Source organism: Planomicrobium sp. YIM 101495 (genome assembly GCF_009707665.1).
Lineage (GTDB): Bacteria > Bacillota > Bacilli > Bacillales_A > Planococcaceae > Planococcus.
Genome location: NZ_WLZW01000002.1, coordinates 158,132 through 183,593 on the forward strand (window position 1 = coordinate 158,132; position 25,462 = coordinate 183,593).

The window sequence follows — 25,462 nt, forward strand, 5'->3', positions numbered from 1 at the left end:
CGAAGCATGAAAAACCGTTGCATCGCTTCGCTGCTTCGTCGCAGAATCAGCGGACAGACTGCCTCTGCCCACTGATTTGCAACCAAATCGGACATACTGCAACAAAGCGAGCCGATTCTGCAACCAAATTAAAAATACTACAACCAACACCCCGAATTTTGCAACAATCCGCCACACCGACCCAAAAACGCCGCCCCGGCACGTCATCAGAGACGTTCCGGAGCGGCGTTTGCCGTTGTTATTTGACTGCAGTTGCAGTTTCTTCCTGCACAATAGCTGCAGATGCTTCCTTTTTCACCGCTTTACGGGAAGGAATCATGTTGAAGAGGACGTTCAACGCGATCGCCGTCAAACTACCGGCGACGATGCCGTTGCTCGTCAAAATCTGCAAGCTTGCCGGTAGACCAGCGAAGATTTCCGGTACGACCGTCACGCCAAGCCCCATACCGACTGAACAAGCAACGATCATGGCATTCTCTTGCGAAACGGTGATGACTTTGCCGAGCATTTTGATGCCTTGTGCGATGACCATACCGAACATTGCGATCATTGCACCGCCAAGTACAGCTGTCGGGATGATGGTTGTTGCCGCAGCGATTTTCGGTACGAAACCGAGCGTGATAAGCATCAAAGCAGCAATCAAGATAATTTTACGTGATTTTACACCGGACATTTGGATCAAGCCTACGTTTTGCGAGAAAGCTGTGTACGGGAATGCGTTGAAAATCCCGCCGAGTACGATGGCGAGGCCTTCTGAACGATAGCCTTTCGACAAATCCTTTTTCGACAATTTCTTTTCTGTAATATCGCTGAGGGCGAAGTAGACGCCGGTCGATTCAACAAGAGACACCATTGCGACGAGGATCATCGTCAAAATGGCAGACCATTCGAATGTCGGTGTGCCGAAGTAGAACGGTTTGATCATGTGGAAGTAAGATGCATCCGCAACAGCACTGAAGTTCACCAGTCCCATGAAAGCGGCAGCGGCTGTTCCTGCAACAAGACCAAGCAAAATCGAGATGGCTTTCATGAAGCCAGTCGAGAATTTATACATGATGAGAATGAAGAGTAATGTTCCGAAAGAAAGCGCGATGTTCGTTGCAGAACCGAAGTCTGCGGCTCCTTGGCCACCGCCCATGTTGTTGATCGCGACGGGGATGAGCGTGATTCCGATGATCGTCACGACCGATCCTGTAACGACCGGCGGGAAGAAACGGACTAATTGGCCGAACACGCCGCTGATCAAAACGACGAAAATACCAGAAGCGATGATTGCGCCGTAAATAGCGGAGATGCCGTATTGGCTGCCGATGGCGATCATCGGCCCGACAGCAGTGAACGTACAGCCGAGGACAATCGGGAGTCCGATGCCGAAGAAGCGGCCATTCATGATTTGAAGAAGTGTTGCGACACCACAAAGCAGGATATCGATCGCGACCAAATACGTCAGTTGCTCACCAGTAAGTCCGAGTGCGCCACCAACGATAAGCGGCACGAGAATCGCACCTGCATACATTGCCAGGACGTGCTGAAGACCGAGTGTCATTTCTCCGAATAGTTTCTTCATTTTGTGAAGGCCTCCTGTTTGAATTGAACTGTCCCGTTTTCCAAAGAGTCGAGGATGGCAAGCGATTCGATACGGAGTCCGCGGTCGCGGAGTAATTTCCCTCCGGCCTGGAAACCTTTCTCGATAACGATTCCGATGCCGGCAAGTTCAGCCCCGGCTTCTTCAACGATTGCTGCAAGGCCGAGTGCTGCTTGGCCGTTTGCCAGGAAATCATCCATGACGAGGACGACATCTTCCTGTTTCAAATAATCTTTTGAAACGGAAATTTCGTTCGTTTCACCTTTTGTGAACGAGTGCACTTCAGCGGTCAGGAGGCTTGAAGTCAACGTCAGTGATTTACGTTTTCGTGCGAAGACGACGGGCACCCCGAGTGAAAGTCCAGCCATGACTGCTGGTGCAATCCCAGATGACTCAATCGTCAAAATGCGTGTGATACCGGCATCCCGGAAACGCTCCGCGAATTCCTCGCCGATCGCCTGCATGAGCTGTGGGTCGATCTGGTGGTTCAGGAAGGAATCGACTTTCAAAACGTCGGCTGAAAGTACTTTGCCCTCTTGTAAAATTTTTTCTTGTAGCTGTTTCATTGTATGAATTGCCCCTTTCTTGCGATCGAGGGAATGAAAAAAAGCCCTCAGAACGCGCATCCAGTCAATACCATGAGTGGAGCAATGTCCTTCGAGCTTGTGAATTCGAAAGGAAACGCCGAAAAAATGCGCGCACGCATCTTTTTGTCGTCTCGTTGCTGCTCATAGTCAGTTTGTTTTCGGCAAACCGGTAGAAACTTGCAGGCCATATCCCCGCGATTATATGAGTGTATGAAGTTTTTGAATGGTCTCATTATAGCACGACAGAAATGGATGGCAAGAGATAAGGAAAAGTAAAATAATTCAGTAAAGGGTGAACGATTACTTATATCTTGATCCGATCGTTCGCTTATAGGTGGTGAAAGAGGAGTTTTCTCCTCTCTGAATTCGTGATTCGCTTATCTGCTATTAGCATCCATGAACGCAATCATCCACTCGAATGCAAGCTGTGCTTCTTCGGTGTGGAGGGAATATTGATACTCGTGCAGCAAGCCTTTGCCGTTGAAAAACAGCGTGTCGACCGCGACATTTTCCGCTTCCAAAGCGGCAACGAGCTCTTTCGATTGGGAAACGAACGGGTCCGCGTCACCGACCGTAATAAAGGCAGGCGGATAATCTTCCGTGATGTGCTGGACGGTCGACAGTTGATCGATGTGCTCGAATGATTCGAACGGAACGGTGCCGGTGTATGCCGATAGGAACGTATCAATGTTCTGGAAACCGGTCGCACGCACCGTGTCCATGTTGTACAAACCGCACATGAGCAGGACGCCTCTCACGTTATCCGCCGCGATGGCAGGCAGGAACTCCATGTCTGTAGCGAGCTCTTCGTTCGAAACGGCAGCTGCCAAGTGGCTAGCGATCTGTGCGCCGGCAGAATCGCCGCCGAAAAAGATATGGGAGAAGTCGGCTCTGTATAAATGGGCGTACTGTTCAAGAAATGCCAGTGCTTCATTGGCCTGGAAAATCGGACCAGGATACAGCTGTTCAGGTGCCAAAGCGTAATCGATATTAGCGACGACATAGCCTTCATGAGCGAGCGCCATTGCATAGTCCTGACGGGTGTCCTTCGAGCCGCCGACGTAGCCGCCCCCGTGGATCCACAGCACGAGCGGCAAGTTTTCCGTCATATCTGCAGGACGGTAAATGTCCAGACGTGCATGGTCGCTGTCGCTGTAAACGAGGTCTTTCACGACCGTGACTTCCTCTTGGATCTCCAGGAAATACGGTGGCGGGCTATAAATTGCAGTTCCTTGTGAATCCGGATTGGCGGAAGCGTCTTCTGAAAAGATGAAGTTCTCCAAAATCGTCAAGGTTACTAAAAGAACGGTCAAAATAAGCGGGAGGAGCCACTTTGCCGGAACGGTAGCAGTTAATTTCTGTTTGATACGAACACAACCTTTGTTAAGGAAAGATGACAAATAATAAGTTCTTATCTCCAGTTTAACACAATGTTACACTGGTTTCATCGGTTTGTTTTCAGTGGAAAGGGTACAGTGTTAGAAAGAAACGGAACCGGGGTGGTCTAATGTTTGGCTTAAGCGATTTGGTTTCGCTCATTATATCAGCGTTCATCATTTTGCCTGTCGTTATCCTCCTTAGGCAGATGGGATATGTGCTGATAAGTGAAATTCTGGGAGTGGAGAACCCGCGATTGACGATCGGTTCGGGACCCCGTGTTTTTAAGTGGAGCATTTTTGATGTCCGGAAATATTATCATCTATATAGTTGGTTTTCTTACGATTCATTGAAGAAAGAAGGGGAATTTGCGTATATTTCATTGTACGCTGCGCCGATTCTCATCAATATCGTGGTGGCCGTGACAATCAATCTACTGATCGCAAATGAAGTGATTACGGAGTATTTGACGTTTTTTGACCGTTTCATCTTTTATGCCTTTTATTATGTGTTGTTTGATATCGTGCCGATGAAGACGGCGAACGGCATGCCGAATAATGGCTGGATCATTTATGAAATGATCCGTTACGGCAAGCGTACGGACTATAACGAAGAGCCGTTCATCCCGTCGACGACCGAAGTGGAAGAAGAGTATGAAGAAGAGATGGAAAAAATTGAAGAGATAAAAGAGCATAAAAAAGAAGAGGCGGAACAGAAAAGCGATACGAAACAAGAGGAGAAGCGCCATAAAGAAGCGATTGAGTCTGAAAAGCGCAAAGAGAAACAAGAGCTGGCGGAGGAGAAGAAAGAGCAGGAAAGAGGAAAGAAGGAATGATCTGCTTATTTTTAATTCAAGATAAACAAATGATATAATGTGAAGAAGCCAATGGAAGAAGAGGAGTTTTTCAAATGAAAAAACAAACACTGGGTATTCATCATATTACCGCCGTCGTCGGCGACCCGCAACGGAACGCTAATTTCTACGGCAGAGTGCTTGGGTTGCGTCTCGTAAAGAAAACGATCAACTTTGACGATCCGGGAACGTACCATTTGTACTTCGGTGATCAGGACGGCAAGCCGGGAACGATCATGACGTTCTTCCCCTGGGGCAACGCATACAAAGGGAAAATCGGCGACGGCCAGGTCGGCGTGACGACGTTCGCGGTACCGACCGGTGCACTCGGCTTTTGGGAAGAGCGGCTGTCAGGATTCAACTTGCCGTTCGAAAAGAAGACGCGCTTCGGGGAAGAGACACTGGCATTCGATGATCCGGACGGTCTGCACTTGGAATTGGTCGAACGGGCGCAAGGTGACAACAGCACGTGGAACTTCAGTGGCGTGACACCGGACGTGGCAATCAAAGGCTTTGGTGGCGCGACATTGTTCTCGACGAACGGCGACAAAACAGCAGAGCTGCTGGAAGACGTCATGGGACTTGAACGCGTCGGTGAAGAAGACGGCTTGCTTCGCTTCCGTTCGCAAGCTGACATCGGCAATATCGTCGATGTTAAAATGGAGAGAATGGGAATCGGACAGATCGGTGTAGGTACGGTCCATCACATCGCGTGGCGCGCTGCTGATGACGCGGATCAGCTGGACTGGAAGCAGCACATCGAAGCGTGGGGACTTGGCGTGACGCCGGTGCAGGACCGCAACTATTTCAACGCAATCTACTTCCGTGAATACGGCGAGCTCCTGTTCGAAATCGCGACGGACCCACCAGGCTTTGCGGCGGATGAGGAAGTGGCACATCTCGGAGAACGGTTGATGCTACCGGAACAGTTCGAGCAGCACCGTGAGAAGCTGGAAGCAAGCTTGCCACCGATCCGGATGACGGAATTATAAGTTCGAGGAGTGACTGGAGACGGCATGCAATTGCTGTCTCCTTTTCTTTTTGAATCCGGTTCGGACCTGCAGCGGAAAAGGTGTAGAATGGGAGACAAACTAACTCGACGGAAAGGGGGGGCACAATTGAATAGAATTGGAGCGATTGGCTTCACCATCTCCATTTCAATTTACGTACTTGTGCACTTTTATACGTATTTTTTCCCAACGCCATTTTTGCAAAGCGTGTTGCCAACGTTCGGCTGGCTAGCCGTACTATTTGCAGGCTTGCTACTGCCGCTCGCGAAAATTCGTCTCCAAGTGTTCTTGCTGGCAGCGGCGGTTGTTGTCCTGTTCGTCTTCTCAGATGATCCTGCAAGTTCATTATGGGCAGGAATCCTGCAGATGCGCAGTTTGATTGGGCTTCTTCTCGTCGTGCCGATGATCAGTTGGGTGCTGAAGGAAGAGCCGTACATACAAGAAATCATGGGGGCGTCCAAGCGTCTCCTCGGCAGTAGTAAACGGTTTTATGCAGGACTGATGGCGATGACGCAGGTGATTGCCCACTTCCTGTTGTTCGGGGCTGTGCCGATGATGTACCGCTTCATCGATTCGTTCCTGACAGAGCAGAAAGATGAAGCATGGGAAAATTTCAAAGGAACAGCCATCTTACGCGGCTTTGCCCTTTCGACGATGTGGGTCATCAGCATCCCGAGCTTCATCTTTGCGGTGGAAGCACTCGGTGCGACGTTATGGAAATCCCTTCTGCTTGGTCTGTTTTTCGCATCTCTAGGGACAGGGCTGTCGGTCTTGTTCGCGCGCCATCAGGAAAAAGCGTATGGCATGGACTTTTCCGCTGTCTTACAGCGTGAAATGACGAAAGCCGCTGAGTCTTCGCGAAACGAAGGACGCGTGAACCGTGATGTGGGAGAGTTCGTTTTTCTCTTCGTGTCCCTATTCGGAACGATTTTCGTTGTCCACGAAGTGACGGGGTTGGAATTCTTATTGACGATTCCGCTTGTCATCATTGGATGGACGCTGCTTTATTTCTTACTGAAAAGCCGTCCAGCGAATTTCGTCGCAGACAGCAGACGCTATTTGTCGACCGGTATCGCGAATCAAGCACAGCAATTCAGTATTTTATTATCAGCAGGCGTGCTAATCTACGCGTTGAATGAATCGGGCATCGCGACAGGCCTTGTCGATGGCATGAACTCGCTGTCGGAAGCTGTGCCATTCTTGAATATCTTGCTCCTCATCCCATTTCTCGTCATCATCCTGGGCTTTGTCGGGCTCGGTCCGCTCCCGGTCGTGGTGCTTGTCGCAGGAATCTTAGAAGCGGCTGCGCTGCCGTACCCGCCGGAACTGATTGTCTTGGCAGTTACATCGGGAAGCGTCATTTCGATTCTATTGTCACCATTCGTCATGCCGATCATCATCCTCAGCAGCTTGAACGGACTGAGCGGCGTGAGAAATGGGCTGCGGTTCAATTTACCGTTTGCCATCGGATTTTATCTACTTGTACAATTATTCATCCAATTGAGTGTTTATTTGCTTTAAAGTAGCTTTTATAATGAATTATACATTTTTTATGCTAATTAGCAGGAAAATGCTCATGCATCTCGAATGAATTTTAAGGAGACTGAATTTCAAGGGAGGAATATGGGATGGACTTTCATTTTCTGACGGGCTCTTATGCGGACAAAGGGACGCAGGCAATCGAGTGGTGGCAGTTCGACAAGGCTGCAGGCTATTTGACGCGCGTGGGTGGAATTTCGGGCATTGACCGTCCTTCTTTTATTGCCGTTCATCCCGATCAGCACCGGTTCGTCGCATGCAGCGAAGTGGCGGACGGGGAATTGGTCGCTTATGAGTTGGATAAAGAACATTCGGCAATACGGGAACGCAACCGCCGTTCGGCAAATGGCGCCCATCCTGCGCACGTCTGCTTCGACGAGACGGGGGAATGGGTCCTTGCCGTCAACTATTCCGGCGGCAATGTCAATTTGTATCCGTTCTTGCCGGACGGTACATTAGGTGAGCTGGCGGATGCTGTGCAGCACGAAGGGACAGGGCCGGTCGTGTCAAGGCAGGATGCGGCACACCCGCATTCTGTTTTCCAAATTCCGGCGACCGACCGTTTCCTGGTCTCGGATCTTGGATCGGATAAAATCATCGAATACAAATTGGACAGTGGAGCGGGCCGCTTGATCACGGTGAATGAAACGGTGGCGCCGACCGGGTCTGGTCCGCGCCACTTGGCATTCCATCACGACCAGCCGTTCGTCTATTCATTGGAAGAACTTTCTTCGACGCTCAGCGTTTACGAATGGCAAGAAAACAATGGACTCGTTCACCGCCAGCGCGTCTCGCTTGTTCCGGAAAAGTTCGATGGCGAGAATACAAGTGCGGAAGTGATGGTGTCTGAAGACGATCAATTGTTGTACGCGACAAATCGGGGCCATGATAGCGTCGCGGTCTTCGAAATCCGTGGAGACGGACTGGTGGAGCTGAAAGAAATTACTTCCGCCGGCGGCAAAAGCCCGCGTCACTTCGCCATGGTGCCGGGCTCACCATGGCTGATTACGGCGAATGAGCAATCCAATTGCTTAGCTGTCTTGCATCTCGAGAATGGTGTCCCATATGCTGTGCAATCGGTGGCCCGTACGCAATCACCTGTATGCATCAAAGCAATCCGGTTGGCACTCAACAAGGAAGCTGTGCCTGGAACTGTGGACACCATTGAATTCGATTAAGACAAAACGGACCGGCATTCGCCAGTCCGTTTCTTTTTTTATTCATCCAAATGAATCACCAATCGGGTTTGTCATCGTCCATGATCCCGAGTTCTTTCATCAAGCTTTGGAACGGGCTGTCGCGATTGCCTTCGAATGCTTCACGCGTACAGTCGGAATTCGGCGGGTAGCCGAGTTCCACGGCATCTGCGAGTGTCGCTTCTTCGAGGAAGTTTGTCGGGTCTTCCAGCTCGAAGCAAGATGGTGCCAAGTAAGTACGGTACGTGTGTTCAAGAACGACACGGCTCGTTGGTGCTGGTTCATTGTCACGCGGCAGGAAGAACACGGCGATAAGGCCGATGAGGAGGACGGTCACTAAGAGGACAATCCATCTAGTTTTCGTCATTCGTCATTCGCCGCCAATAAGATTTCTGCATCGCTTAAAATGTCTTCGACCGGCGGGTTAATCCCCTCGTAACTCTTCATGACGACACCGTTCTGATCGATCAAGTAAAAGCGCGTTCCGTGAATCACTTGGTCGCTGTCAACCGGCTTACGTGCTGGCGCCTTGAAGTTGGCGATGGCGAATTCATCGATCGTTTCCGGAGAATACCCCGTCAGCAAGTTCCAGCTTGCGAGATCCGCTCCGTAATTTTCCGCGTAAGATTTCAAGATATCTGGTGTATCGATCGTAGGATCGACGCTGAAGGAAACGATCTTGACGTCCAATCCTTCCGCTTTCAATTCTTTCTGTAGCTCGGTCATGTTCGCCATCATCGGTAGACAGACCGTCACGCAATTCGTAAAGACAAAATCGGCGAGCCATACTTCGCCTTCTAAATCGGCCGAGCCGAATGGTTGGTTTTCCTGATTAGTGAACTCAAATGCTTCCACGTCCCAATTCAAGGGATCTTCTATTTGTTGGCCACATCCGGAAAGAAGCAGGATCGTACCAATGAGTGCTAGTAGAATCTTCTTACTCACGCTTCCACATCCTTTCTTGTCGAGCTTCCCTCTTAGCGTAGTGCATAGCGAGGACGCAAACAAGTACGCCAAAGCAGAAAAATATGAAAAAACAGCGAACAGGATGTGTGTACAATGTCCGGAACGTATACTGTCCGGCCTATTTCTGGACGAATACAAGGGATTGCGGTTGGCTGCGCAGAATATAAGGGTATGAAGACTGCGGAGGTGAAGGGATGGAAGAAGGGAATCAGCGTTTGACGAAAGAGTGCTTAGCGGCATTCCATATAGGCGAGATGCGGGACGCTTACCGGTATTTCGGTGCACATCTGAAGAGCGATACGACGACCTTCACTGTTTGGGCGCCAAGTATCGTAAAAGCGGACGTACTCGTTGAAACGGCCGAAGGGGAAGAACTGACCGCTAAGATGGTACAATTCCCGGATGATGTGACAATCTGGGAGGCAGTTGTGCCAAGGCGTTTGGACGGATCTCACTATCAATACCGGTTCGAAACAGCGGATGGAACGGTCCTGCATAAATCTGATCCTTATGCGCGGATGGCGGAGCGGCGTCCAAAGACGCGGTCGATCGTGTATGCGGAACTGGATGTGGCCAAGGAATCGATGAGCACGGTAAGGCATCAGTACGACCAGCCGCTGGCGATTTATGAACTGCATGCGGGCACTTGGAGAAGGCATGACGACGGCACATTCCTCAATTACTGCGAACTTGCGGAAGAACTCATCCCTTACGCCAAGGATGTTGGTTTCACACATATTGAATTTTTGCCGCTGACGGAGCATCCGCTCGATGAGTCGTGGGGCTATCAGGCGACCGGGTATTTTGCACCGACGAGCCGCTACGGCGAACCTACTGACCTTAAATTTTTGATCGATGCTTGTCACCGGGCCGGCCTAGGGGTCCTGCTCGACTGGATTCCTGGACATTTTTGCAGCGATTTATTTGGACTAGCTGAATTCAACGGTACTCATCTTTACGAAGAGGAGCGGGAAGAACGGCGGCTGAATCCGGACTGGGGGACGATGAATTTCGACCTCCGGAAAGGGGAAGTGGTGAGTTTCCTGTTGTCGAGCGCCGACTACTGGCTGACAGTGTTTGGGTTTGACGGCTTCCGGATGGATGCACTCATCACACAACTGTTCGTCCCGAACGGCGAAGAACAGGAACGGAATGCGGAAGGCAACCGTTTCTTACAAAAGCTGACCGCGTCTTTGAAGGCGCAACACCCGGGGGTGCTGTTAATCGCGGAAGATGCGAATGATCATCCAAATGTCACAACGTCAGTGGTGCAAGGAGGAACGGGATTCGATTACAAATGGAATTTCGGCTGGGTGCATGATGTGCTCGCTTATATGGGAGAACTTCCGGAGCACCGGCAGGCGAAGCATCGGCAACTGACGTTTTCTCTCATGTACCAATATGAAGAGCGTTACCTGCTGGCATTGTCGCACGACGAAGTGGCGCGTGGCTTTGGCTCATTGCTTGGAAAAATGCCCGGGACGGAGGAGGAACGTTTCAGGCAGCTGCGTTTATTCCTGGGCTTCTGGATCACGCACCCAGGGAAGAAATTGTTGTTCATGGGGCAGGAATTCGGACAAGAAGAGGAATGGCTGCTTCAACCGGAGCTGGATTGGGTATCCCGGAAACAAGGACTCCATCAGCGAACGGCTACTTATACGCGGGAGCTGCTGGCATTTTACAAGCAAGAGCCGGCCCTTTTCCAGCTGGATGATCAGCCGGAAGGATTCTTGTGGCTTGATGCAGACAATCATGAACAAGGTATCATCAGTTTTATCCGCCGCGGAATAGAGCCGGATGAAGTGCTTGTGATCATCTGCAATTTTTCGGCGCAAGACTATCCGGGAATACAGACGGGAGTTCTGGAAGCTGGCAGCTATGAGCCGGTGTTCGTCACGGAATGTGCCCGGTACGGAGGAGAATTGGAGGGAATGCCAGCACCGGTCGAAACGGATGCAGGGAATATACACGGCCAGGAGCATTCGATTACAGCCGGGTTACCGGCATTTTGCATGATGGTGTGGAAGAAACAGAAGAGGAGCTGAAGCGCGTAATGAAAAGAGAAGTGGTTGCTATGCTGTTGGCGGGAGGTCAAGGAAGCCGCCTCAAATCGCTCACATATGATATTGCGAAACCTGCATTGCCATTCGGAGGAAAATACCGCATCATCGATTTCCCGCTTTCCAATTGCACGAACTCCGGTATCCAGACGGTGGGAGTGCTGACACAATACCAGCCGCACCGTCTACACCATTACATCGGACTTGGCACGCCGTGGGATCTGGATCAGCGGAATGGCGGTGTCACGATGCTCCCGCCTTTCGCTGAAGTGCGGGGCATGCGCTGGTACGAAGGTACGGCCAATGCGATTTATCAGAACATCGCCTATTTGAATCGTTACGATCCGGAGCTGGTGCTCGTCCTCTCGGGCGACCATATTTACAAGATGAATTACCAGTTGATGATCGATCATCATAAAGACAACGGAGCGGACGTGACGATCTCGGTGATCGAAGTGCCTTGGGAAGAGGCGAGCCGCTTCGGCATCATGAATACGGACGAATCATTTGTCGTCCGGGAGTTCGTGGAGAAGCCGGAAGTCCCGGAAAGCAATTTGGCTTCGATGGGCGTCTACGTCTTCAATTGGCAGAAACTCAAACAATATTTACAGCAAGACAACGAGAATTCCGAGTCTACCCATGATTTTGGCAAAGACGTCATTCCGCTCATGCTGGAAGATGGCGCGAAGATGGTCGCTTATCCGTATAAAGGATATTGGAAAGATGTCGGCACAGTCGACAGCTACTGGGAAGCGAACATGGACTTGCTGGATAGCACGCAAGGATTGAATCTCCACGACGATGCGTGGCGCATTTATTCATCCAATCCGCAATTGCCGCCGCAAACCGTGACGAAAACAGGGGAGATCAAGGAATCTCTTGCGAACGAAGGATGTGTCATCGGCGGGAGTGTCAAACGTTCGGTGCTGTTCCAGTCGGTCCGGATCAGTGAAGGAGCGGAACTATCCGAATGTGTCGTCATGAGCAATGTCCAGGTCGGCAAGGGTGCGCAGTTGCACCGTGTCATCGTTCCGCCAGGCTTTCACGTACCGGATGGATTCCGGATCGAGAAAGCGCAGGAGGAAGTCATGCTCCTGACAGAGCAGCAGATCGAAGAATGGGAAGGAAGTGTGTCGTGATGAATGTCATGGCAGTTGTAGATGCCGGCGTGGATTTGGCAGGACTCGAAGACTTGACGTTATACCGGACAGAAGCGTCCATCCCGTTCGCCGGGCGCTACCGGCTTGTTGATTTCGTCCTGTCGAACTTAGTGAATTCAGAAGTTAAAGCGATTGGGATTTTCCCTTCGCATCCACTCGGTTCGTTGCTCGATCATATCGGGAAAGGCAAGAGCTGGGACCTTGATCGCAAGAAGGATGGCTTGTTTTTTCTGCCGCCGATGGAGCGCAACCGCAGCCGCTACAGTGTAGGAAATTTCGGTGCCATCGCAGAACATGAGGATTTCTTTGCGAGAAGTTCCCAGTCGTATGTGGCAGTGACCAATTGTTTCACGATCTGCCAGCTCGATTACAGTGACATGCTTGCGTCACATCTCCGTTCAGGTGCGGATATCACCGAAGCAGTGAAGGGCGGCCAGAAGCTGCGCACATATTTGCTCTCCAAGGAGCTGATGATGAAGCTGCTCCGGGATTTCAAGGAAAAGAAAATCCTGTCTGTCGAAGACTTGGTGCGCATGAAAAAAACGGAATATCACTACAGCGAATACGAGTACACAGGTTATGTGGGGGTCATCGATTCCGTCCAGAGCTACTTCCGCGAGTCGATGGCGCTTCTCGATGAACAGCGGTGGGGGACGTTGTTTTTGCCTGAACGCCCAATCATGACGAAAGTGAAGGATGAACCACCGACGCAATATTTGGCGGATGCCGAAGTGACGGAGTCGTTCTTGGCGAATGGCTCGACGGTTGAAGGGGCCGTCTCCTGCAGCATTATCGGCCGTGCGGTGAAAATCGGAAGCGGGAGCCGCTTGGAGCATTGCATCATCATGCAGAAAAGCGAAATCGCAGAATCTTGCAAGCTGTCCTACGTCATCGCGGACAAAGACGTCGTCATCGGTCCCGGAGTCGAACTTCATGGTACGGCTGAACATCCGATCGTACTTCGGAAAGGACAGCACATCATGAAGGAGGAAAAACGATGAAGATCACTATGGCTGCTTCGGAATGTATCCCTTTCGCCAAGACGGGTGGACTTGCAGATGTCATCGGTGCACTGCCGAAGGAATTGGCGGCTAGCGGGAATGAAGTGACGGTATTCCTACCATTCTACAGCGTCATCCTGGAAGATTTGCAACTGTTGATGAAGGAAGAGCAGAGCGTGACGTTTGACTTCGCCGGACAAGCGCAGACCTCTCGCATTTTCCAATACGAGGATGCCGGTGTCACGTACTTGTTCATTGATAAGCCGGAATATTTCGGCCGGGATCAATTATATAGCCAGGAAGACGACGGCGAGCGGTTCGCGTTTTTCTGCCGTGCGGTGCTTGAGCGCTTGCTTTTAGACGAAGAGCGACCTGAGGTGTTGCACGTGCACGATTGGCATACGGGTCTCATTCCATTCCTGTTAACGGAAGACCCCCGCTATACTGTGCTCCGTTCCGCCACGAAGACATTGTTGACGATCCACAACTTGCAGTTTCAAGGCGCCGCCGATAAGACGGTCGTCAGTGGGGCTCTCGGAATGGAGGAGGGAAAGACATTATGGCGTGGGAATTTCAATGCGCTGAAAACCGGCATCGCTTATGCGGACGTCATTTCGACGGTCAGCCCAAGCTATCGTGATGAAATTTTGACGGAACGTTACGGTGAAGGGCTGGAAAGCTTGTTGCAGGAGCGGGCAGACGATTTGATCGGTATCGTCAACGGCATCGACACCACCTTTTATCACCCGGCTTTGGACAAGGCCGTCGAGCGGCAATACGATCTCACGACGATTGAGCAAAAAGTGGTTAATAAACGGGCGGTGCAGCAACGGTTCGGATTGCCGGAGAAAGGTGACGTCCCACTCCTTGTGATGATTTCCAGACTTTCCGGCCAAAAAGGGATCGATGTGCTGCAGGCGGAATTACCGGAGCTGCTCGCGAACGAAGAGATCCAGTTCGTTCTGATCGGGTCCGGAGAAGAGAAGTACGAGCACTTCTTTGAGGAATTGACGAAGCAATTTCCGGACCGTGCCGCCAGCTTGATCGGATTCGATGAGAAAGTGGCGCATTTGGTGTATGCCGGAGCGGATATTTTCTTGATGCCGTCCCATTTCGAACCGTGCGGCTTGAGCCAGCTGATTTCTATGCAATACGGGACTGTCCCGGTTGTCAACCGGACAGGCGGCTTGAAGGATACCGTCATCGAATACGATACGTACTTGCGTTCAGGCAACGGTTTCCTCAGCGATTTCGAAAAAGGAGAGTCTTACTTGGACGCAGTGCGACGGGCTTTGCAATTGTATGATCAGCCGGAAGAATGGCTGACAATCAAGCAGAATGGAATGCGCGGGGATTATTCATGGACATCGTCCGCTCAGAAATACGAAGAGACTTACCGGAAGATGACTGGAAAGTGAGGGAATGCGATGTTCTATTCAAAAGAAGAGCTGACGGAACGCTTCAAGGAACGGTTCGGACAAATGGAAAAACGAGACAACGCTGCAGCTTATTCGTCTATGGCATCGATCGTGCAGGAGTTCGTGGAAGAGCGGCGGAACATGACGCACGCGCTTTACAAAGAAAGTAACGAGAAGCAGCTGTATTATATCTCGTTGGAATTCCTTCTGGGACGCATGCTGAGGTCGAACCTATCTAATTTGGGAGCTTACGAAGTGGCATCCGATGTCTTGCGTGATGCCGGCTTTTCACTGGAGGAGATCGAAGAGCAGGAAGTCGATCCGGGACTCGGGAACGGTGGACTTGGCCGGCTTGCTGCTTGCTTCATGGATTCACTCGCATCGCTCGGCCTGCCAGGCCACGGTTACGCGATCCGTTACCGCGGCGGGCTGTTCACGCAGCACATCGAAGACGGCTTCCAAAAGGAAAGTCCGGTGCACTGGATTACAAAGCATGACCAATGGGATGTGCGTCACGAAGAATTAGCAGTGGAAGTACCGTTTTACGGAAAGCTGATCAAGCATGAAGATGGCGCGGTCGAACACGAAGATGCCATTTGGGTGAAGGCTGTGCCGTACGACATGCCGATCGTCGGTGGCAATAGTGGTCCGGTCAATACGCTCCGGCTTTGGCAGGCCGAACCATGCGGGCGGCCTTTGCCTGTCGGTGTAGACAAAGGGCAGTATGAAGCCGCAACGGCAGAAATCTCCGACAGGCTGTATCCGGATGATTCGTACGATGAAGGCAAGCTGCTCCGGCTGAAACAGCAGTATTTCCTTTGCAGCGCGTCTCTCCAAGCCATTTTCAACGAAGGTGGATTTCCGGTGAAGGAGCTGCCTGAACATGTCGCAATCCAAATCAATGATACGCATCCGGCCATGGCGATCCCTGAGCTGATGCGCATCTTGATGGATGGGCACGGGCTGACGTGGGACGCCGCATGGGCGATTACGACCCGGACAATCTCCTACACGAACCATACGATTTTGGAAGAAGCGATGGAGAAGTGGGACCAGTGGCTGCTGAAGGAATTGGTTCCACGCATATACGACATCATCGAAGAAATCGACCGGCGCTTCAAAGCGACGCTGCCGGGAGGGCTGAACGAGAAGGAACGCCACAAGCTGGCGGTGCTGGATGAGAAGCAAGTGAAAATGGCGGTGCTGGCGGTGGTCGGGAGTTACAAAGTGAACGGCGTCGCGAGCCTCCACACGGAAATCTTGAAGAAGCGTGAAATGAAGGAGCTTTATGCAATCTTCCCTGAAAAATTCCATAACAAAACAAACGGGATCACGCATCGCCGCTGGCTGATCCAAGCGAATCCGGAACTGACGGAGCTGATTACGGAGTCAATCGGTGATCAATGGAAGCGCGAGCCGGAGCGTTTGGCTGAACTTGCGCATTACGGAGCGGACACAGCGTTGCTCCGGGACTTTCAGGCAGTCAAGCGGCTGAAGAAGAACCAATTGATCCAGGCGGTCAAGGCGGCAGGAGACAATGCAATCGATCCGGACTCGATCTTCGATATCCAGATCAAGCGTTTCCACGGTTACAAGCGACAACTGATGAACATTTTGCACGTGCGGATGCTGCACGATCGCATTCGGAATGATGCCACGTTCCGCCCGCATCCCCGTACGTTCTTTTTCGGGGGGAAGGCGGCGCCGAGCTATCACTTCGCTAAACAAGTCATCAAGATGATCCATGCGGTCGCACAGCAGGTGAACAGCGATCCGGTCGCTAGAAAGTATCTTCATGTCGTCTTCATCGAAGATTACAATGTCAGCCATGCGGAGAAGCTGATTCCAGCAGCGGAAGTGAGCGAGCAGATTTCGACAGCGTCCAAAGAAGCGTCTGGTACTGGCAATATGAAATTCATGATGAACGGAGCACTGACGCTCGGCACGGTCGACGGTGCGAATGTCGAAATCTTTGAAGCGATCGGTGAAGACAATGCATTCGTCTTCGGATTGTCGGCAGAACAAGTCATGCGTTTCGAAGCCGAAGGAGATTACCGGCCGGCAGAAGTGCTGGAGGAAGACGCGCAGATTCGTCAGCTCATTGCAGAGTTGGAAGCGGGAGAATTGTCGGACGGGGCAGCCAATGCGGAATTGGTCATACGGCAATTGGGCGCAGAAGAGGACCCGTTCTTCGTCTTGCGGGACTTGAACAGTTACGCACTAGCCCACGAAAGGATGGTGGAAGCTTATGGAGATCAGCTTGCCTGGCAGGGAATGGCTTGGACCAATGTCGCGCACTCAGGCATCTTCTCGAGCGACCGCACGATCCAGCAATATTCGGATGACGTCTGGGATCTCGGACGTTTCCGTTTAAAAGTGTAAAGGAGGCGTCTGGATGGCAGAACAGGATTTTCACAACACGGATCTTGAAGGGTATAAAGCGAGCGGCGTCTTGAAAGGAAAAGTCGCAATTGTCACAGGTGCCAGCAGCGGCATCGGGAAAGCGGCAGCGATCGCTTATGCAAAAGAAGGTGCGAAAGTCGTCATCAGCTATATGGATGACGATGAAGGAGCGCAGGAAACACTTGCGCTTATCGAGAAATACGGCGGGGAAGCAAGAACATTGAGCGGCGACCTCCGGAAATCCGAGAATTGCGATGCGTTGGTCGCTTTTGCACTTGCGCAGTTCGGCCAGCTCGACATCTTGGTCAATAACGCCGGCTTCCAGTATCCGCAAACGTCCCCCCTCGACATCACTGATGAGCAGCTGCTGAAAACATTCGAAATCAAGGCGTTCGCCATGTTCTATATGGTGCGGGCGGCATTGCCGCATTTGAAGAAAGGCGCAAGGATCATCAATACCGCTTCGATCAATGCATATCGCGGCCATTCGGATCTGATCGATTATGCCGGGGCGAACGGCGCGATGGTAGCGATGACCCGCTCACTCGCCATGCGTCTCGTGCGAGAAGAAATCGCGGTCAACGGCATCGCACCCGGCCCGATCTGGACGCCGCTCATCCCGAAAACGTTCGGGCACTTGAATCCGGATGTGGCGGACGATTTCGGGGAAGATGTGCCTGCAGGACGGCCAGGCCAGCCATACGAACTGGCCAAGGCGTTCGTCTTTCTGGCGGATCCGCAAAATACTTACATGACCGGCCAGTTCCTGCACATGAACGGCGGCGATCTCATGTCGAGCTGAGTGTTTTTGGACGAATGCGAGTTAAATGGCGATGGACGCCGGTTATCCACCCGGCAATGCAAGTTATCGACCGACGAATAACGGTTATCGTCCCAGAACGCCGGTTAAAAAATCCACTATGAATCATACAACTAAAAAAGACAGGAACGGTGGCAGCCGCTCCTGTCTTTTCAGATCCGGAACATGTGGTCAATCTTATTCGTCTGGCGCTTGACGCTCTCCAGCTCTTTGAACAGCAAGTTGACGTCGGCTTCCACGTCGCGCTGTCGGCCGCGCACTTCCAGCCGGATATCGGTCAGGTTCTCTGCAGTCAAGGCTGAATGGTGCCGCATGATGTCTTTTAACTCATTCTGTCCAGCTTCCAAGCGATCCAATTTACGGTTTGTCTCTTTACGGAAATCCTGTAATTCGGCAAGCATCAGTTTCATCAAGTCTTCCACACGGGCACGTCCTTTCTGCGGATGGTTTTGTTCATCTTACCATACATATGCTAAAATTCCCTATAGAAAGAAGGGGAACGCCGTGAAAAAAATGACGATGGCAGTGCTGTTGTTGCTGCTAGTGCTTACCTTTTTGGCAGGATGCATGGGCGCTGCAGGTCCAGAGAAACAACAACAGAAGCAGGCGCTTGAAGGGTTGACTGTCCATTACTTGAATGTCGGCCAGGCGGATGCGACGTTACTGGAATTTAACGGCTATACGCTGTTGATTGATGCCGGCGATTGGAATGCCTCCGATGTCATCACGGCGCTGGATAAACGGGGAATCGAGCGGATCGATGTCGCTATCGCAACCCACCCGGATGCCGACCACATCGGCCAGCTCGGCAAAGTACTGGAGAGCTTCCAAGTCGATGAAGTGTGGATGTCTGGCAATACGAGCACGTCCGAAACATTTCTCCGCGTCTTAGAAGGCATCGAGAAGTCAGGCGCTGCTTATGAAGAACCGACTGCAGGAGATCAGTTCGAAATCGGTGACTTAAAGATCGAGGTGCTCCACCCTGCACAGCTGACGGGTGATGCGAATGAAGACTCACTTGTTTTACGGATGACTTACGGAGACGTCCGCTTTTTGTTCACCGGTGATGCCGGTGTGAAAAGTGAAAAAGCGATGATTGCAGCCGGCGCAAAGCTGGACGCTGATATTTTGCACCTTGGGCATCACGGTTCGAACACTTCGACAAGCACGGACTTCCTGCGTGCAGTGACGCCGGAAGTTGCGATTTACAGTGCAGGTGCCGGGAATTCTTATGGTCATCCGCACGCCGAAGTGATCGCCTCTACTGAAAACGAGGGAGCCACTGTTTACGGAACGGATGTCAACGGCACAATCACAGTCACGACCGATGGCAAAACGTACGAAATCACCACCGAATCGGAAGGGCTCGTGACAGAAGGGGAAAATCGCTGCTTGGATCTCAACGTTGCTTCGACAGCGGAACTGCAGCAGCTTGACGGCATCGGTGAATCGCTCGCGGAAGCGATTATCGCTGACCGTCCATTCGATAAGCTTGAAGAGCTGACGCGTGTGAAAGGCATTGGTGCTGGAAAATTGGAAGCTATCCACACACAAGGACTGGCTTGTCTGGAGGGATCAAGATGAGGGGGACACTCGACCGAATCGAAAATGGCACGACGGCCGTGATTTTACTGGAAGATGTGCAGAAGGAACTCAGCATCTCGCTGCATGCTTTGCCAGCAGGAAGCGAAGTGGGTGCTTGGTTCCGCATCGACTTATGGCAAGGGGAAATCGTCTCAATTGAACTGGACCGAAGCGCTGAGCAACACCAGCAGGAACGGGTGGATTCTGTGCTCGCAAAACTGAGAAGTCGGTCAGCCACAAGCCGTTTCAAACGAAAATAAATAAGCAGCATGTGCAAAATTTGCGCATGCTGCTTATTCAATCGGGACATCACTCGACTGCAGTCAATTCCAAATGGTAGTCTGCAACGTTCCCCGGCTCGTATAGATTCGTGCGAGAGGTGATGTAGTTCGTGATGCGACCAATGAAGGCAAACTCACGGTCTGGGACGCGGACCTGGAACTCCATTTCATAAAGGAGCACAGCAACGTCGTGGTACTCTTCACTCGTCACTTTGAAATCGAATCGGATTTTTGGCGGGTTCGTTTCCTGCTCGAATGTTACTGCCTCAAACTTGCGGTCGTTCAACCAAATTTCAATTGTCAACGGACTCACTCCTTCACTTTTGGTCCGAAGGCAGCGATCACTTCGCCTGCTAGACGGCTCTTGATCATGTCTTCCATCGGCGGGTTGTACAGGCCCGCGCGGACATTCAAGAAATGGCGGTGCATCGGGTGACTTGCGGATAACGCACGTGAGCCAACGACTTTCATCGCCTTGTCGACGACGTTGATTGCAGCGTTCGTCACAGCAATCTTGGTCAAATCAAGCGCTTCGGCCATCGCGCTTTTATTTTGTGCGGCTTCGTAACGTTCGACCGTTCCGTACAGCAAGTGGCGCGCTGTCTGCAGCTCCAATTGCATCTCACCGATCAACTGGCGGATGTGCGATGTTTCGGCAATCGGCTTACCGAGTGATGCGGGAACGTACGAAGCTGCGAATTCGATGGCCTGTCTGCTCGCTGCACCTGCGATTCCTGCGTAGCAGGCAGGGATATGGAGGAGCCAGCCTTTAGCGGGAGGCGCACCTGGAGTTGTTTTCAAAACAGCTCCGGCCGGGACACGTACATTTTCCATAACAAGTGTGTGACTCGCCGTACCGCGCATGGCGAGGGAATCCCACGTTTCCTGGATGCTGACTCCTTGTGTGTCTGCCGGAATGATGAACGTCATGACGTGCTCTTCTTCGACCGTCGCAGTGACAAGGAAGAAGTCGAGTGCCGGCGCCATGCTCGTGTATGTTTTCTGGCCGTTGATTTCGTAGTGATTGCCGTTCAAGACAGCAGTTGTCCGCGGCAAGGCGCCGCGCATCGGGCTTCCGGCGTTCGGCTCGGTGGCAGCAGTATTGATGAGCGCACCTCGCGCAATCGACTCGAGCAAACCCTTCGCAGCAGCAGGTTCCCAGTGGCGGTTTTCGGCGAACTCGAGCAAGATACCGGTATGCCAGCCAATCGATAAGCCTGTTTCGGCAGACGCTTCCGAAATGGCTTCCTGCCCGAGAATGAAATCGTAAAGGCCGGCTCCTTGTCCGCCGTATTCTCTTGGCAAGGTCAATGTATGATAATCGATTGCTTTCAGCTCTTTTATATTGTCGTGCGGAAATGAACCGAGCTGATCCAATTCAGGCTCGCGCTTCTCGAACGCTTCACGCAACCCCCGGATGTCCGCTACGAGCCGCTTCTGTGCGGCAGTCTTGATAAATGTCTCCATCCAGCTGTTCCTCCTTCAAACTAACTCCTTTAAACTAACTCCTTTAAACGTACCACAAAAAAATCACCGGAGCCTGCGAAGAGGCCCGGTGAATAGCATGGAAAGCAGTTAAGCGACTTTCCGGGTTTTTCGGATGTCCGCGATGACGAGCGCCACGACGAGGAACAATCCTAAATAGCCGATGAGCGGATAGAAGAAGCTGACCAGCCCGGTAAATCCGACAAAGCTCAATACATATGCCAAGATGCCGACGATCACGACGAGCATCCGGAACTGCTTCGTTCCTTGTTCTGCGAAGCGGGCGGTGAATGAATACAGCATGCTCGCGCCGGTATTGTAAATCATCCCGAACAAAATGACGGACATGATGACACCGAGCGCAGGCGACAAGTTGCTTGCGATTTGCAGCATCGGCATCTCGGACGTCCCGACTTCGTCGATTTTCGAAAAGATGGCGAAGTGGCTCAAAAGAATCATGATCCCGAGGACGAGTCCACCGATGAGTCCGCCGCGCGCCGCAACTTTCTCGTCTTCGATCGTGCCACCCATGACGAGCGACATCGAGGCGCCGACTGCGATGTTGAAGGAAACATAATTGATTCCTGAGACGAACAGATTGGACACGGCCGACGTCTGCGCTGTTGCAATCGGGTCAAGTACTGCGATTGCCGAATCGAATGTCGCGATACTGTAGATGCAAAGCAAGATGACCATGGCAATCAAAAAGGGAGTGATGCTGCTGATGATCGTGACGACTTTGTCAACGTTCAGCATGACTGTGAAAATAATCAAGAGCGCCATGACAGTACTGCCGAGTGCAGCGGACCAGCCGAACTGCTGCGAGAAAATCGGACCGGCTCCGGCAATCATGACGACGCCGACGCCGAATAACGTGAAAATGATGATCGCATCGATTAAAATACCAAAATACTTTCCGCTTATGCGGTAAATCGCTTCTTTATGCGAAGTGGTCTGCAAACGGCTCCCTAAACGGGTCAAATTCATCCCTAAATAAGCGAACAAAACAGTCGAGATAAAGGTTGCAATCGTACCCGCGATCCCGAAGCTCGTAAAGTATTGCAAAATCTCTTGTCCCGAAGCAAAACCGGCACCGACGATGATTCCGATGAAAGCGCTTCCGACCTTCAGACTTTGTTTCATGAAAAATCCTCCTAATGAGCGAGGGATGGAAATCAGCTCCAGATGTGTGATTCTCAAAAACCTCTATTCTAATATAGCAAAAAATGAGAAAACAGACTACTGTGAAGGACACAGAATCGTCAAAAACTTAGGATGTAAATAAAAATTTCAAAATCCTATTGACATTATCGCTGCAACGCGATAAATTGATACTATATTTCAATAATTGAATAAGCAAATCTCTTATCGAGAGTAGTGGAGGGACTGGCCCGATGAAGCTCGGCAACCGTTTATGCATGCGTGCATGGAAAAGGTGCTAAATCCAGCAGGACAAATGTGTTCTGGAAGATGAGAGAGGACGAATTTCACCTATTCCAGCCTCTCTTTCATTCGAAAGAGTGGCTTTTTCGTATATTGGAAAATGAAAATTGATGGAGGCGGATGAAATGAAGAAAATTGGATTGTTTGTCGGAGCGGTAATCACATCACTAGCACTTGCGGGCTGTAATGGAAGTGCAGAAACTACGGCTTTGAGCGAAGAGAAATTGGTGGTCGGCGTGACGTCAGGTCCCCATGAGCAGATCTTGGAAGTCGTCAAGGAAGTGGCTGCAGAGGAAGGATTGGAATTGGAACTGAAAGTATTTACGGACTATGTGTTGCCGAATACAGCGCTTGAAGAAGGTGACCTCGACGTCAATAGCTATCAGCACAAACCATTCCTCGATGCCTTCAATGAAGACCACGGAACGAACCTCGTAGCGGGTGCGACGACGATCCTCAACCCGATGGGTGTATATTCGAATGAGTTCGGCTCGATCGAAGACTTGCCGAAAGGCGCGAAATTCGGTTTGCCGAACGATCCGACGAACGGTTCACGTGCTTTGTTCATCCTGGAAGAAGCGGGCTTGATCACGTTGAAGGAAGGCAGTGAAGAAACTGCATCGATCTTCGATGTCGAGGAAAACAAGCTGGAGCTTGAATTCATCGAATTGGAAGCTGCGCAAATTCCGAAACAACTAAGTGAGTTGGATGCAGCGGCAATCAATACGAACTGGGCGATCGAAGCAGGACTGAACACACTGGAAGATTCCATCCTATTGGAATCGAGTGAATCACCATACGTCAACTATATTGTCACACGTGATGAAAACAAAGACGATCCGGTGCTGGAAGTGCTGAACGCAGCGTACCAGTCCGACCGGGTGAAAGAATTTATCGAAGAGCAGTTTGACGGCTCCGTATTGCCGATCTGGTAAAAAATCGCGTAGCTAAGCAGGCTGCAGTTTCAAGGGAGATGGACAACGATGATCGAATTAGCAGGTGTATCAAAAGCATTTGAAACGAAAAAAGGTAAGGTCGAAGCGGTCAAGGATGTGTCGCTTCAAGTACGGAAAGGCGAGATCCATGGCGTAATCGGATACAGTGGTGCCGGGAAAAGTACACTGATCCGCTGCGTCAACCTCCTTGAAAAACCGACTGCCGGAAAAGTGAAGTTGAAAGGCAAAGATTTCACTGAGCTGTCGAAGAGTGAACTGCTGGCGGAGCGCAAGAAAATCGGGATGATCTTCCAAGGCTTCAACCTCTTGAAAACCGCAACGGTCGGAGACAACATCGCCATTCCCCTTCGCCTGATCGGCGTCAAAAAAGACGAGATCGCTAAGCGAGTAGACAAATATTTGGACATCGTCGGATTGGCTGACAAGAAAAGCTCGTTCCCAGGCCAGTTATCCGGCGGACAGAAGCAGCGCGTGGCAATCGCCCGAGCACTGGCACAGGAGCCGGACATCCTGCTGAGCGATGAAGCGACGAGTGCACTCGACCCGGAGACGACCGAGTCCATCCTCGACCTCCTTTTGAAAATCAATAAGGAATTCGGAATTACGATCTTGCTGATTACGCATGAGATGCAAGTGATCCAGAAAATATGCGACCACGTCTACGTCATGGAAGCGGGACGTATTGTTGAGGACGGTTTGGTGATCGACCTGTTTTCGAATCCACAGCACAAGACGACGCGCAGCTTCCTGAACACTGTATCACAGCGTAAATTATCGCTGGACTTTGTCCGGGAGCTGAAGAAGACAGGTTCTGTCTGGCAATTGGCGTTCCGCGGTTCTTCTGCAGGAGATCCAGTCCTGGCGGAAGCGGCGACTCGCTTCCGTGTGCGGCCGAACATCTTGACCGCGAACATCATGGAACTGAAGAACGGTGTCATCGGCAATATGGATGTCCACATTGCAGGAGAGCCGGAAGAAGTGCAACACGCTTTGCAATTCCTCGAAGAACAAGGCGTAATCATTAGAGAATGGACTGATCAAAATGGAGAGAGTTAACCTGTTTATCGAACAATGGCTGCCGGTCATCGGACAGGCGTTTGTCGAGACGATGCAAATGGTCATCATCTCTTTGGCGATCTCGGCTGTTCTTGGTATCCCACTCGGCATTTTGCTGGTCCTGACGAGACGCGGACAGGCTTGGGATAATAAATTCATTTACCAAACGTTGAATATCGTCGTGAACATCATCCGTTCCGTGCCGTTCATCATCCTGTTGTTCTTCATCTTGCCGTTCACGAAGTTCATCGTCGGCACAACAATCGGTGTCCAAGGAGTCATCGTCCCGCTTGTCATCTATACCGCGCCGTACATCGCACGCCTCATGGAAAGTTCGCTGTTGGAAGTCGATAGCGGGGTCCGCGAAGCATATGAAGCGATGGGCATCAAGACGCGCCACATCATCTGGAATGTCCTTCTGCGCGAAGCACGTCCATCGATCATCCTTGGTTTGACGATCGCGACAGTCGGCTTGATCGGAGCGACGGCGATGGCCGGGCTGGTCGGTGCTGGTGGACTCGGGGACTTGGCTTACCGATACGGCCACTTGCGCTATGAAGTCGACATCATGTATGCGACCGTACTGATCCTGATCCTGCTTGTTCAAGGAATCCAAAGCTTCGGGAATGCGCTCTCGGCAAAACTGAAAAAAGATTAATCATGGAAAGTAGCTGAAAAAAAC

Annotated in this window: 24 protein-coding genes and 2 riboswitches; of the genes, 15 read left to right on the plus strand and 9 right to left on the minus strand. The window is 51.3% G+C overall.

Translation table 11 applies throughout. The annotated features are described in order from the left end of the window. Window positions 1-238: 238 nt before the first annotated feature. The 3 genes from GIW82_RS10100 to GIW82_RS10110 form a co-directional block, all read right to left on the minus strand. Window positions 239-1,567 carry a nucleobase:cation symporter-2 family protein gene (locus GIW82_RS10100; RefSeq protein ID WP_154749827.1) on the minus strand — a complete coding sequence of 443 codons (1,329 nt, stop codon included), beginning with the start codon at window positions 1,565-1,567 and terminating at the stop codon, window positions 239-241. Then, on the minus strand, window positions 1,564-2,151 hold the full coding sequence (locus GIW82_RS10105; RefSeq protein ID WP_154749828.1) for a xanthine phosphoribosyltransferase: 588 nt from the start codon (window positions 2,149-2,151) through the stop codon (window positions 1,564-1,566). Before GIW82_RS10105 ends, GIW82_RS10100 begins: the two co-directional genes overlap by 4 nt. A 145-nt stretch (window positions 2,152-2,296) precedes the next feature. After that, window positions 2,297-2,398, minus strand: a riboswitch (purine riboswitch). A gap of 151 nt (window positions 2,399-2,549) precedes the next feature. Then, complete coding sequence (locus GIW82_RS10110; protein ID WP_230309357.1) at window positions 2,550-3,485, minus strand: alpha/beta hydrolase; 936 nt, start codon at window positions 3,483-3,485, stop codon at window positions 2,550-2,552. A gap of 194 nt (window positions 3,486-3,679) precedes the next feature. Here GIW82_RS10110 and GIW82_RS10115 point away from each other — a divergent pair, with 194 nt between their 5' ends. From GIW82_RS10115 to GIW82_RS10130, 4 genes are all read left to right on the plus strand, one after another. Next, on the plus strand, window positions 3,680-4,384 hold the full coding sequence (locus GIW82_RS10115; protein ID WP_154749829.1) for a hypothetical protein: 705 nt from the start codon (window positions 3,680-3,682) through the stop codon (window positions 4,382-4,384). Window positions 4,385-4,458: 74 nt separating this feature from the next. Then, the gene (locus GIW82_RS10120) at window positions 4,459-5,394 is read left to right on the plus strand and encodes a ring-cleaving dioxygenase (RefSeq protein ID WP_154749830.1); all 936 of its coding nucleotides are present in this window, start codon (window positions 4,459-4,461) and stop codon (window positions 5,392-5,394) included. 126 nt (window positions 5,395-5,520) lie between these two features. After that, the gene (locus tag GIW82_RS10125; RefSeq protein ID WP_230309358.1) at window positions 5,521-6,933 is read left to right on the plus strand and encodes a hypothetical protein; all 1,413 of its coding nucleotides are present in this window, start codon (window positions 5,521-5,523) and stop codon (window positions 6,931-6,933) included. Window positions 6,934-7,040: 107 nt separating this feature from the next. Then, a complete protein-coding gene (locus GIW82_RS10130; protein ID WP_154749832.1) occupies window positions 7,041-8,129 on the plus strand; it encodes a lactonase family protein in 1,089 nt (362 codons plus the stop codon). A 55-nt stretch (window positions 8,130-8,184) separates the two neighbouring features. Here GIW82_RS10130 and GIW82_RS10135 read toward each other — a convergent pair whose 3' ends face one another. After that, a complete protein-coding gene (locus GIW82_RS10135) occupies window positions 8,185-8,514 on the minus strand; it encodes a hypothetical protein (protein WP_154749833.1) in 330 nt (109 codons plus the stop codon). After that, window positions 8,511-9,092, minus strand: a complete 582-nt coding sequence (locus GIW82_RS14905; protein ID WP_370456198.1) for an SCO family protein — start codon at window positions 9,090-9,092, stop codon at window positions 8,511-8,513. Before GIW82_RS14905 ends, GIW82_RS10135 begins: the two co-directional genes overlap by 4 nt. 215 nt (window positions 9,093-9,307) lie before the next feature. On the opposite strand from GIW82_RS14905, the gene glgB reads away from it, so the two are divergent. The 6 genes from glgB to GIW82_RS10170 are packed head-to-tail and all read left to right on the plus strand — an operon-like array spanning window position 9,308 to window position 17,957. Beyond that, window positions 9,308-11,158: a 1,4-alpha-glucan branching protein GlgB gene (gene glgB, locus GIW82_RS10145; RefSeq protein WP_154749835.1), complete on the plus strand. Its 1,851-nt coding sequence runs from the start codon at window positions 9,308-9,310 to the stop codon at window positions 11,156-11,158. A gap of 8 nt (window positions 11,159-11,166) precedes the next feature. Continuing rightward, a complete protein-coding gene (locus tag GIW82_RS10150; RefSeq protein WP_154749836.1) occupies window positions 11,167-12,312 on the plus strand; it encodes a glucose-1-phosphate adenylyltransferase in 1,146 nt (381 codons plus the stop codon). An 8-nt stretch (window positions 12,313-12,320) separates the two neighbouring features. Then, complete coding sequence (locus GIW82_RS10155; RefSeq protein WP_230309359.1) at window positions 12,321-13,334, plus strand: GlgC family sugar phosphate nucleotidyltransferase; 1,014 nt, start codon at window positions 12,321-12,323, stop codon at window positions 13,332-13,334. Continuing rightward, window positions 13,331-14,752, plus strand: coding sequence for a glycogen synthase (locus GIW82_RS10160; RefSeq protein WP_154749837.1), 1,422 nt, complete (start codon window positions 13,331-13,333; stop codon window positions 14,750-14,752). Before GIW82_RS10155 ends, GIW82_RS10160 begins: the two co-directional genes overlap by 4 nt. A 9-nt stretch (window positions 14,753-14,761) precedes the next feature. Then, window positions 14,762-17,134: a glycogen/starch/alpha-glucan family phosphorylase gene (gene glgP, locus GIW82_RS10165; protein ID WP_154749838.1), complete on the plus strand. Its 2,373-nt coding sequence runs from the start codon at window positions 14,762-14,764 to the stop codon at window positions 17,132-17,134. A gap of 13 nt (window positions 17,135-17,147) precedes the next feature. Then, window positions 17,148-17,957, plus strand: coding sequence for an SDR family oxidoreductase (locus GIW82_RS10170; protein ID WP_154749839.1), 810 nt, complete (start codon window positions 17,148-17,150; stop codon window positions 17,955-17,957). Between the two features lie 170 nt (window positions 17,958-18,127). Here GIW82_RS10170 and GIW82_RS10175 read toward each other — a convergent pair whose 3' ends face one another. Then, window positions 18,128-18,397, minus strand: a complete 270-nt coding sequence (locus GIW82_RS10175; protein WP_154749840.1) for a hypothetical protein — start codon at window positions 18,395-18,397, stop codon at window positions 18,128-18,130. A 91-nt stretch (window positions 18,398-18,488) separates the two neighbouring features. On the opposite strand from GIW82_RS10175, the gene GIW82_RS10180 reads away from it, so the two are divergent. Next, window positions 18,489-19,559 carry an MBL fold metallo-hydrolase gene (locus tag GIW82_RS10180; RefSeq protein ID WP_154750026.1) on the plus strand — a complete coding sequence of 357 codons (1,071 nt, stop codon included), beginning with the start codon at window positions 18,489-18,491 and terminating at the stop codon, window positions 19,557-19,559. Beyond that, window positions 19,538-19,819, plus strand: coding sequence for a DUF3006 domain-containing protein (locus tag GIW82_RS10185; RefSeq protein ID WP_195914024.1), 282 nt, complete (start codon window positions 19,538-19,540; stop codon window positions 19,817-19,819). The genes GIW82_RS10180 and GIW82_RS10185 overlap by 22 nt, the downstream gene beginning before the upstream one ends. 49 nt (window positions 19,820-19,868) lie before the next feature. Here GIW82_RS10185 and GIW82_RS10190 read toward each other — a convergent pair whose 3' ends face one another. The 3 genes from GIW82_RS10190 to GIW82_RS10200 all read right to left on the minus strand — a co-directional run bounded on the left by GIW82_RS10190 (window position 19,869) and on the right by GIW82_RS10200 (window position 22,468). Beyond that, entirely contained in the window at window positions 19,869-20,144 is a 276-nt protein-coding gene (locus tag GIW82_RS10190) for a DUF3219 family protein (RefSeq protein ID WP_154749842.1), read from the minus strand. Window positions 20,145-20,149: 5 nt separating this feature from the next. Further along, window positions 20,150-21,307: an acyl-CoA dehydrogenase family protein gene (locus GIW82_RS10195; protein ID WP_154749843.1), complete on the minus strand. Its 1,158-nt coding sequence runs from the start codon at window positions 21,305-21,307 to the stop codon at window positions 20,150-20,152. 108 nt (window positions 21,308-21,415) lie between these two features. Next, window positions 21,416-22,468, minus strand: coding sequence for a YkvI family membrane protein (locus tag GIW82_RS10200; protein WP_154749844.1), 1,053 nt, complete (start codon window positions 22,466-22,468; stop codon window positions 21,416-21,418). Window positions 22,469-22,687: 219 nt separating this feature from the next. Next, window positions 22,688-22,802: riboswitch (SAM riboswitch) on the plus strand. 91 nt (window positions 22,803-22,893) lie between these two features. Here GIW82_RS10200 and GIW82_RS10205 point away from each other — a divergent pair. Genes GIW82_RS10205 through GIW82_RS10215 form a run of 3 tightly spaced genes read left to right on the plus strand, consistent with a single transcriptional unit; the run spans window position 22,894 to window position 25,438 of the window. Continuing rightward, entirely contained in the window at window positions 22,894-23,703 is an 810-nt protein-coding gene (locus GIW82_RS10205) for a MetQ/NlpA family ABC transporter substrate-binding protein (protein WP_154749845.1), read from the plus strand. A gap of 48 nt (window positions 23,704-23,751) precedes the next feature. Beyond that, on the plus strand, window positions 23,752-24,780 hold the full coding sequence (locus tag GIW82_RS10210; RefSeq protein WP_154749846.1) for a methionine ABC transporter ATP-binding protein: 1,029 nt from the start codon (window positions 23,752-23,754) through the stop codon (window positions 24,778-24,780). Then, entirely contained in the window at window positions 24,767-25,438 is a 672-nt protein-coding gene (locus tag GIW82_RS10215) for a methionine ABC transporter permease (protein WP_154749847.1), read from the plus strand. Before GIW82_RS10210 ends, GIW82_RS10215 begins: the two co-directional genes overlap by 14 nt. Window positions 25,439-25,462: the final 24 nt, after the last annotated feature.

Coding starts and splice junctions, on each gene's coding strand:
- GIW82_RS10100 (WP_154749827.1), bottom strand. CDS start 1,567: ATGAAGAAACTATTCGGAGAAATGACACTCGGTCTTCAGCACGTCCTG.
- GIW82_RS10105 (WP_154749828.1), bottom strand. CDS start 2,151: ATGAAACAGCTACAAGAAAAAATTTTACAAGAGGGCAAAGTACTTTCA.
- GIW82_RS10115 (WP_154749829.1), top strand. CDS start 3,680: ATGTTTGGCTTAAGCGATTTGGTTTCGCTCATTATATCAGCGTTCATC.
- GIW82_RS10120 (WP_154749830.1), top strand. CDS start 4,459: ATGAAAAAACAAACACTGGGTATTCATCATATTACCGCCGTCGTCGGC.
- GIW82_RS10130 (WP_154749832.1), top strand. CDS start 7,041: ATGGACTTTCATTTTCTGACGGGCTCTTATGCGGACAAAGGGACGCAG.
- GIW82_RS10135 (WP_154749833.1), bottom strand. CDS start 8,514: ATGACGAAAACTAGATGGATTGTCCTCTTAGTGACCGTCCTCCTCATC.
- glgB (WP_154749835.1), top strand. CDS start 9,308: ATGGAAGAAGGGAATCAGCGTTTGACGAAAGAGTGCTTAGCGGCATTC.
- GIW82_RS10150 (WP_154749836.1), top strand. CDS start 11,167: ATGAAAAGAGAAGTGGTTGCTATGCTGTTGGCGGGAGGTCAAGGAAGC.
- GIW82_RS10155 (WP_230309359.1), top strand. CDS start 12,321: ATGGCAGTTGTAGATGCCGGCGTGGATTTGGCAGGACTCGAAGACTTG.
- GIW82_RS10160 (WP_154749837.1), top strand. CDS start 13,331: ATGAAGATCACTATGGCTGCTTCGGAATGTATCCCTTTCGCCAAGACG.
- glgP (WP_154749838.1), top strand. CDS start 14,762: ATGTTCTATTCAAAAGAAGAGCTGACGGAACGCTTCAAGGAACGGTTC.
- GIW82_RS10170 (WP_154749839.1), top strand. CDS start 17,148: ATGGCAGAACAGGATTTTCACAACACGGATCTTGAAGGGTATAAAGCG.
- GIW82_RS10180 (WP_154750026.1), top strand. CDS start 18,489: ATGACGATGGCAGTGCTGTTGTTGCTGCTAGTGCTTACCTTTTTGGCA.
- GIW82_RS10195 (WP_154749843.1), bottom strand. CDS start 21,307: ATGGAGACATTTATCAAGACTGCCGCACAGAAGCGGCTCGTAGCGGAC.
- GIW82_RS10200 (WP_154749844.1), bottom strand. CDS start 22,468: ATGAAACAAAGTCTGAAGGTCGGAAGCGCTTTCATCGGAATCATCGTC.
- GIW82_RS10205 (WP_154749845.1), top strand. CDS start 22,894: ATGAAGAAAATTGGATTGTTTGTCGGAGCGGTAATCACATCACTAGCA.
- GIW82_RS10210 (WP_154749846.1), top strand. CDS start 23,752: ATGATCGAATTAGCAGGTGTATCAAAAGCATTTGAAACGAAAAAAGGT.
- GIW82_RS10215 (WP_154749847.1), top strand. CDS start 24,767: ATGGAGAGAGTTAACCTGTTTATCGAACAATGGCTGCCGGTCATCGGA.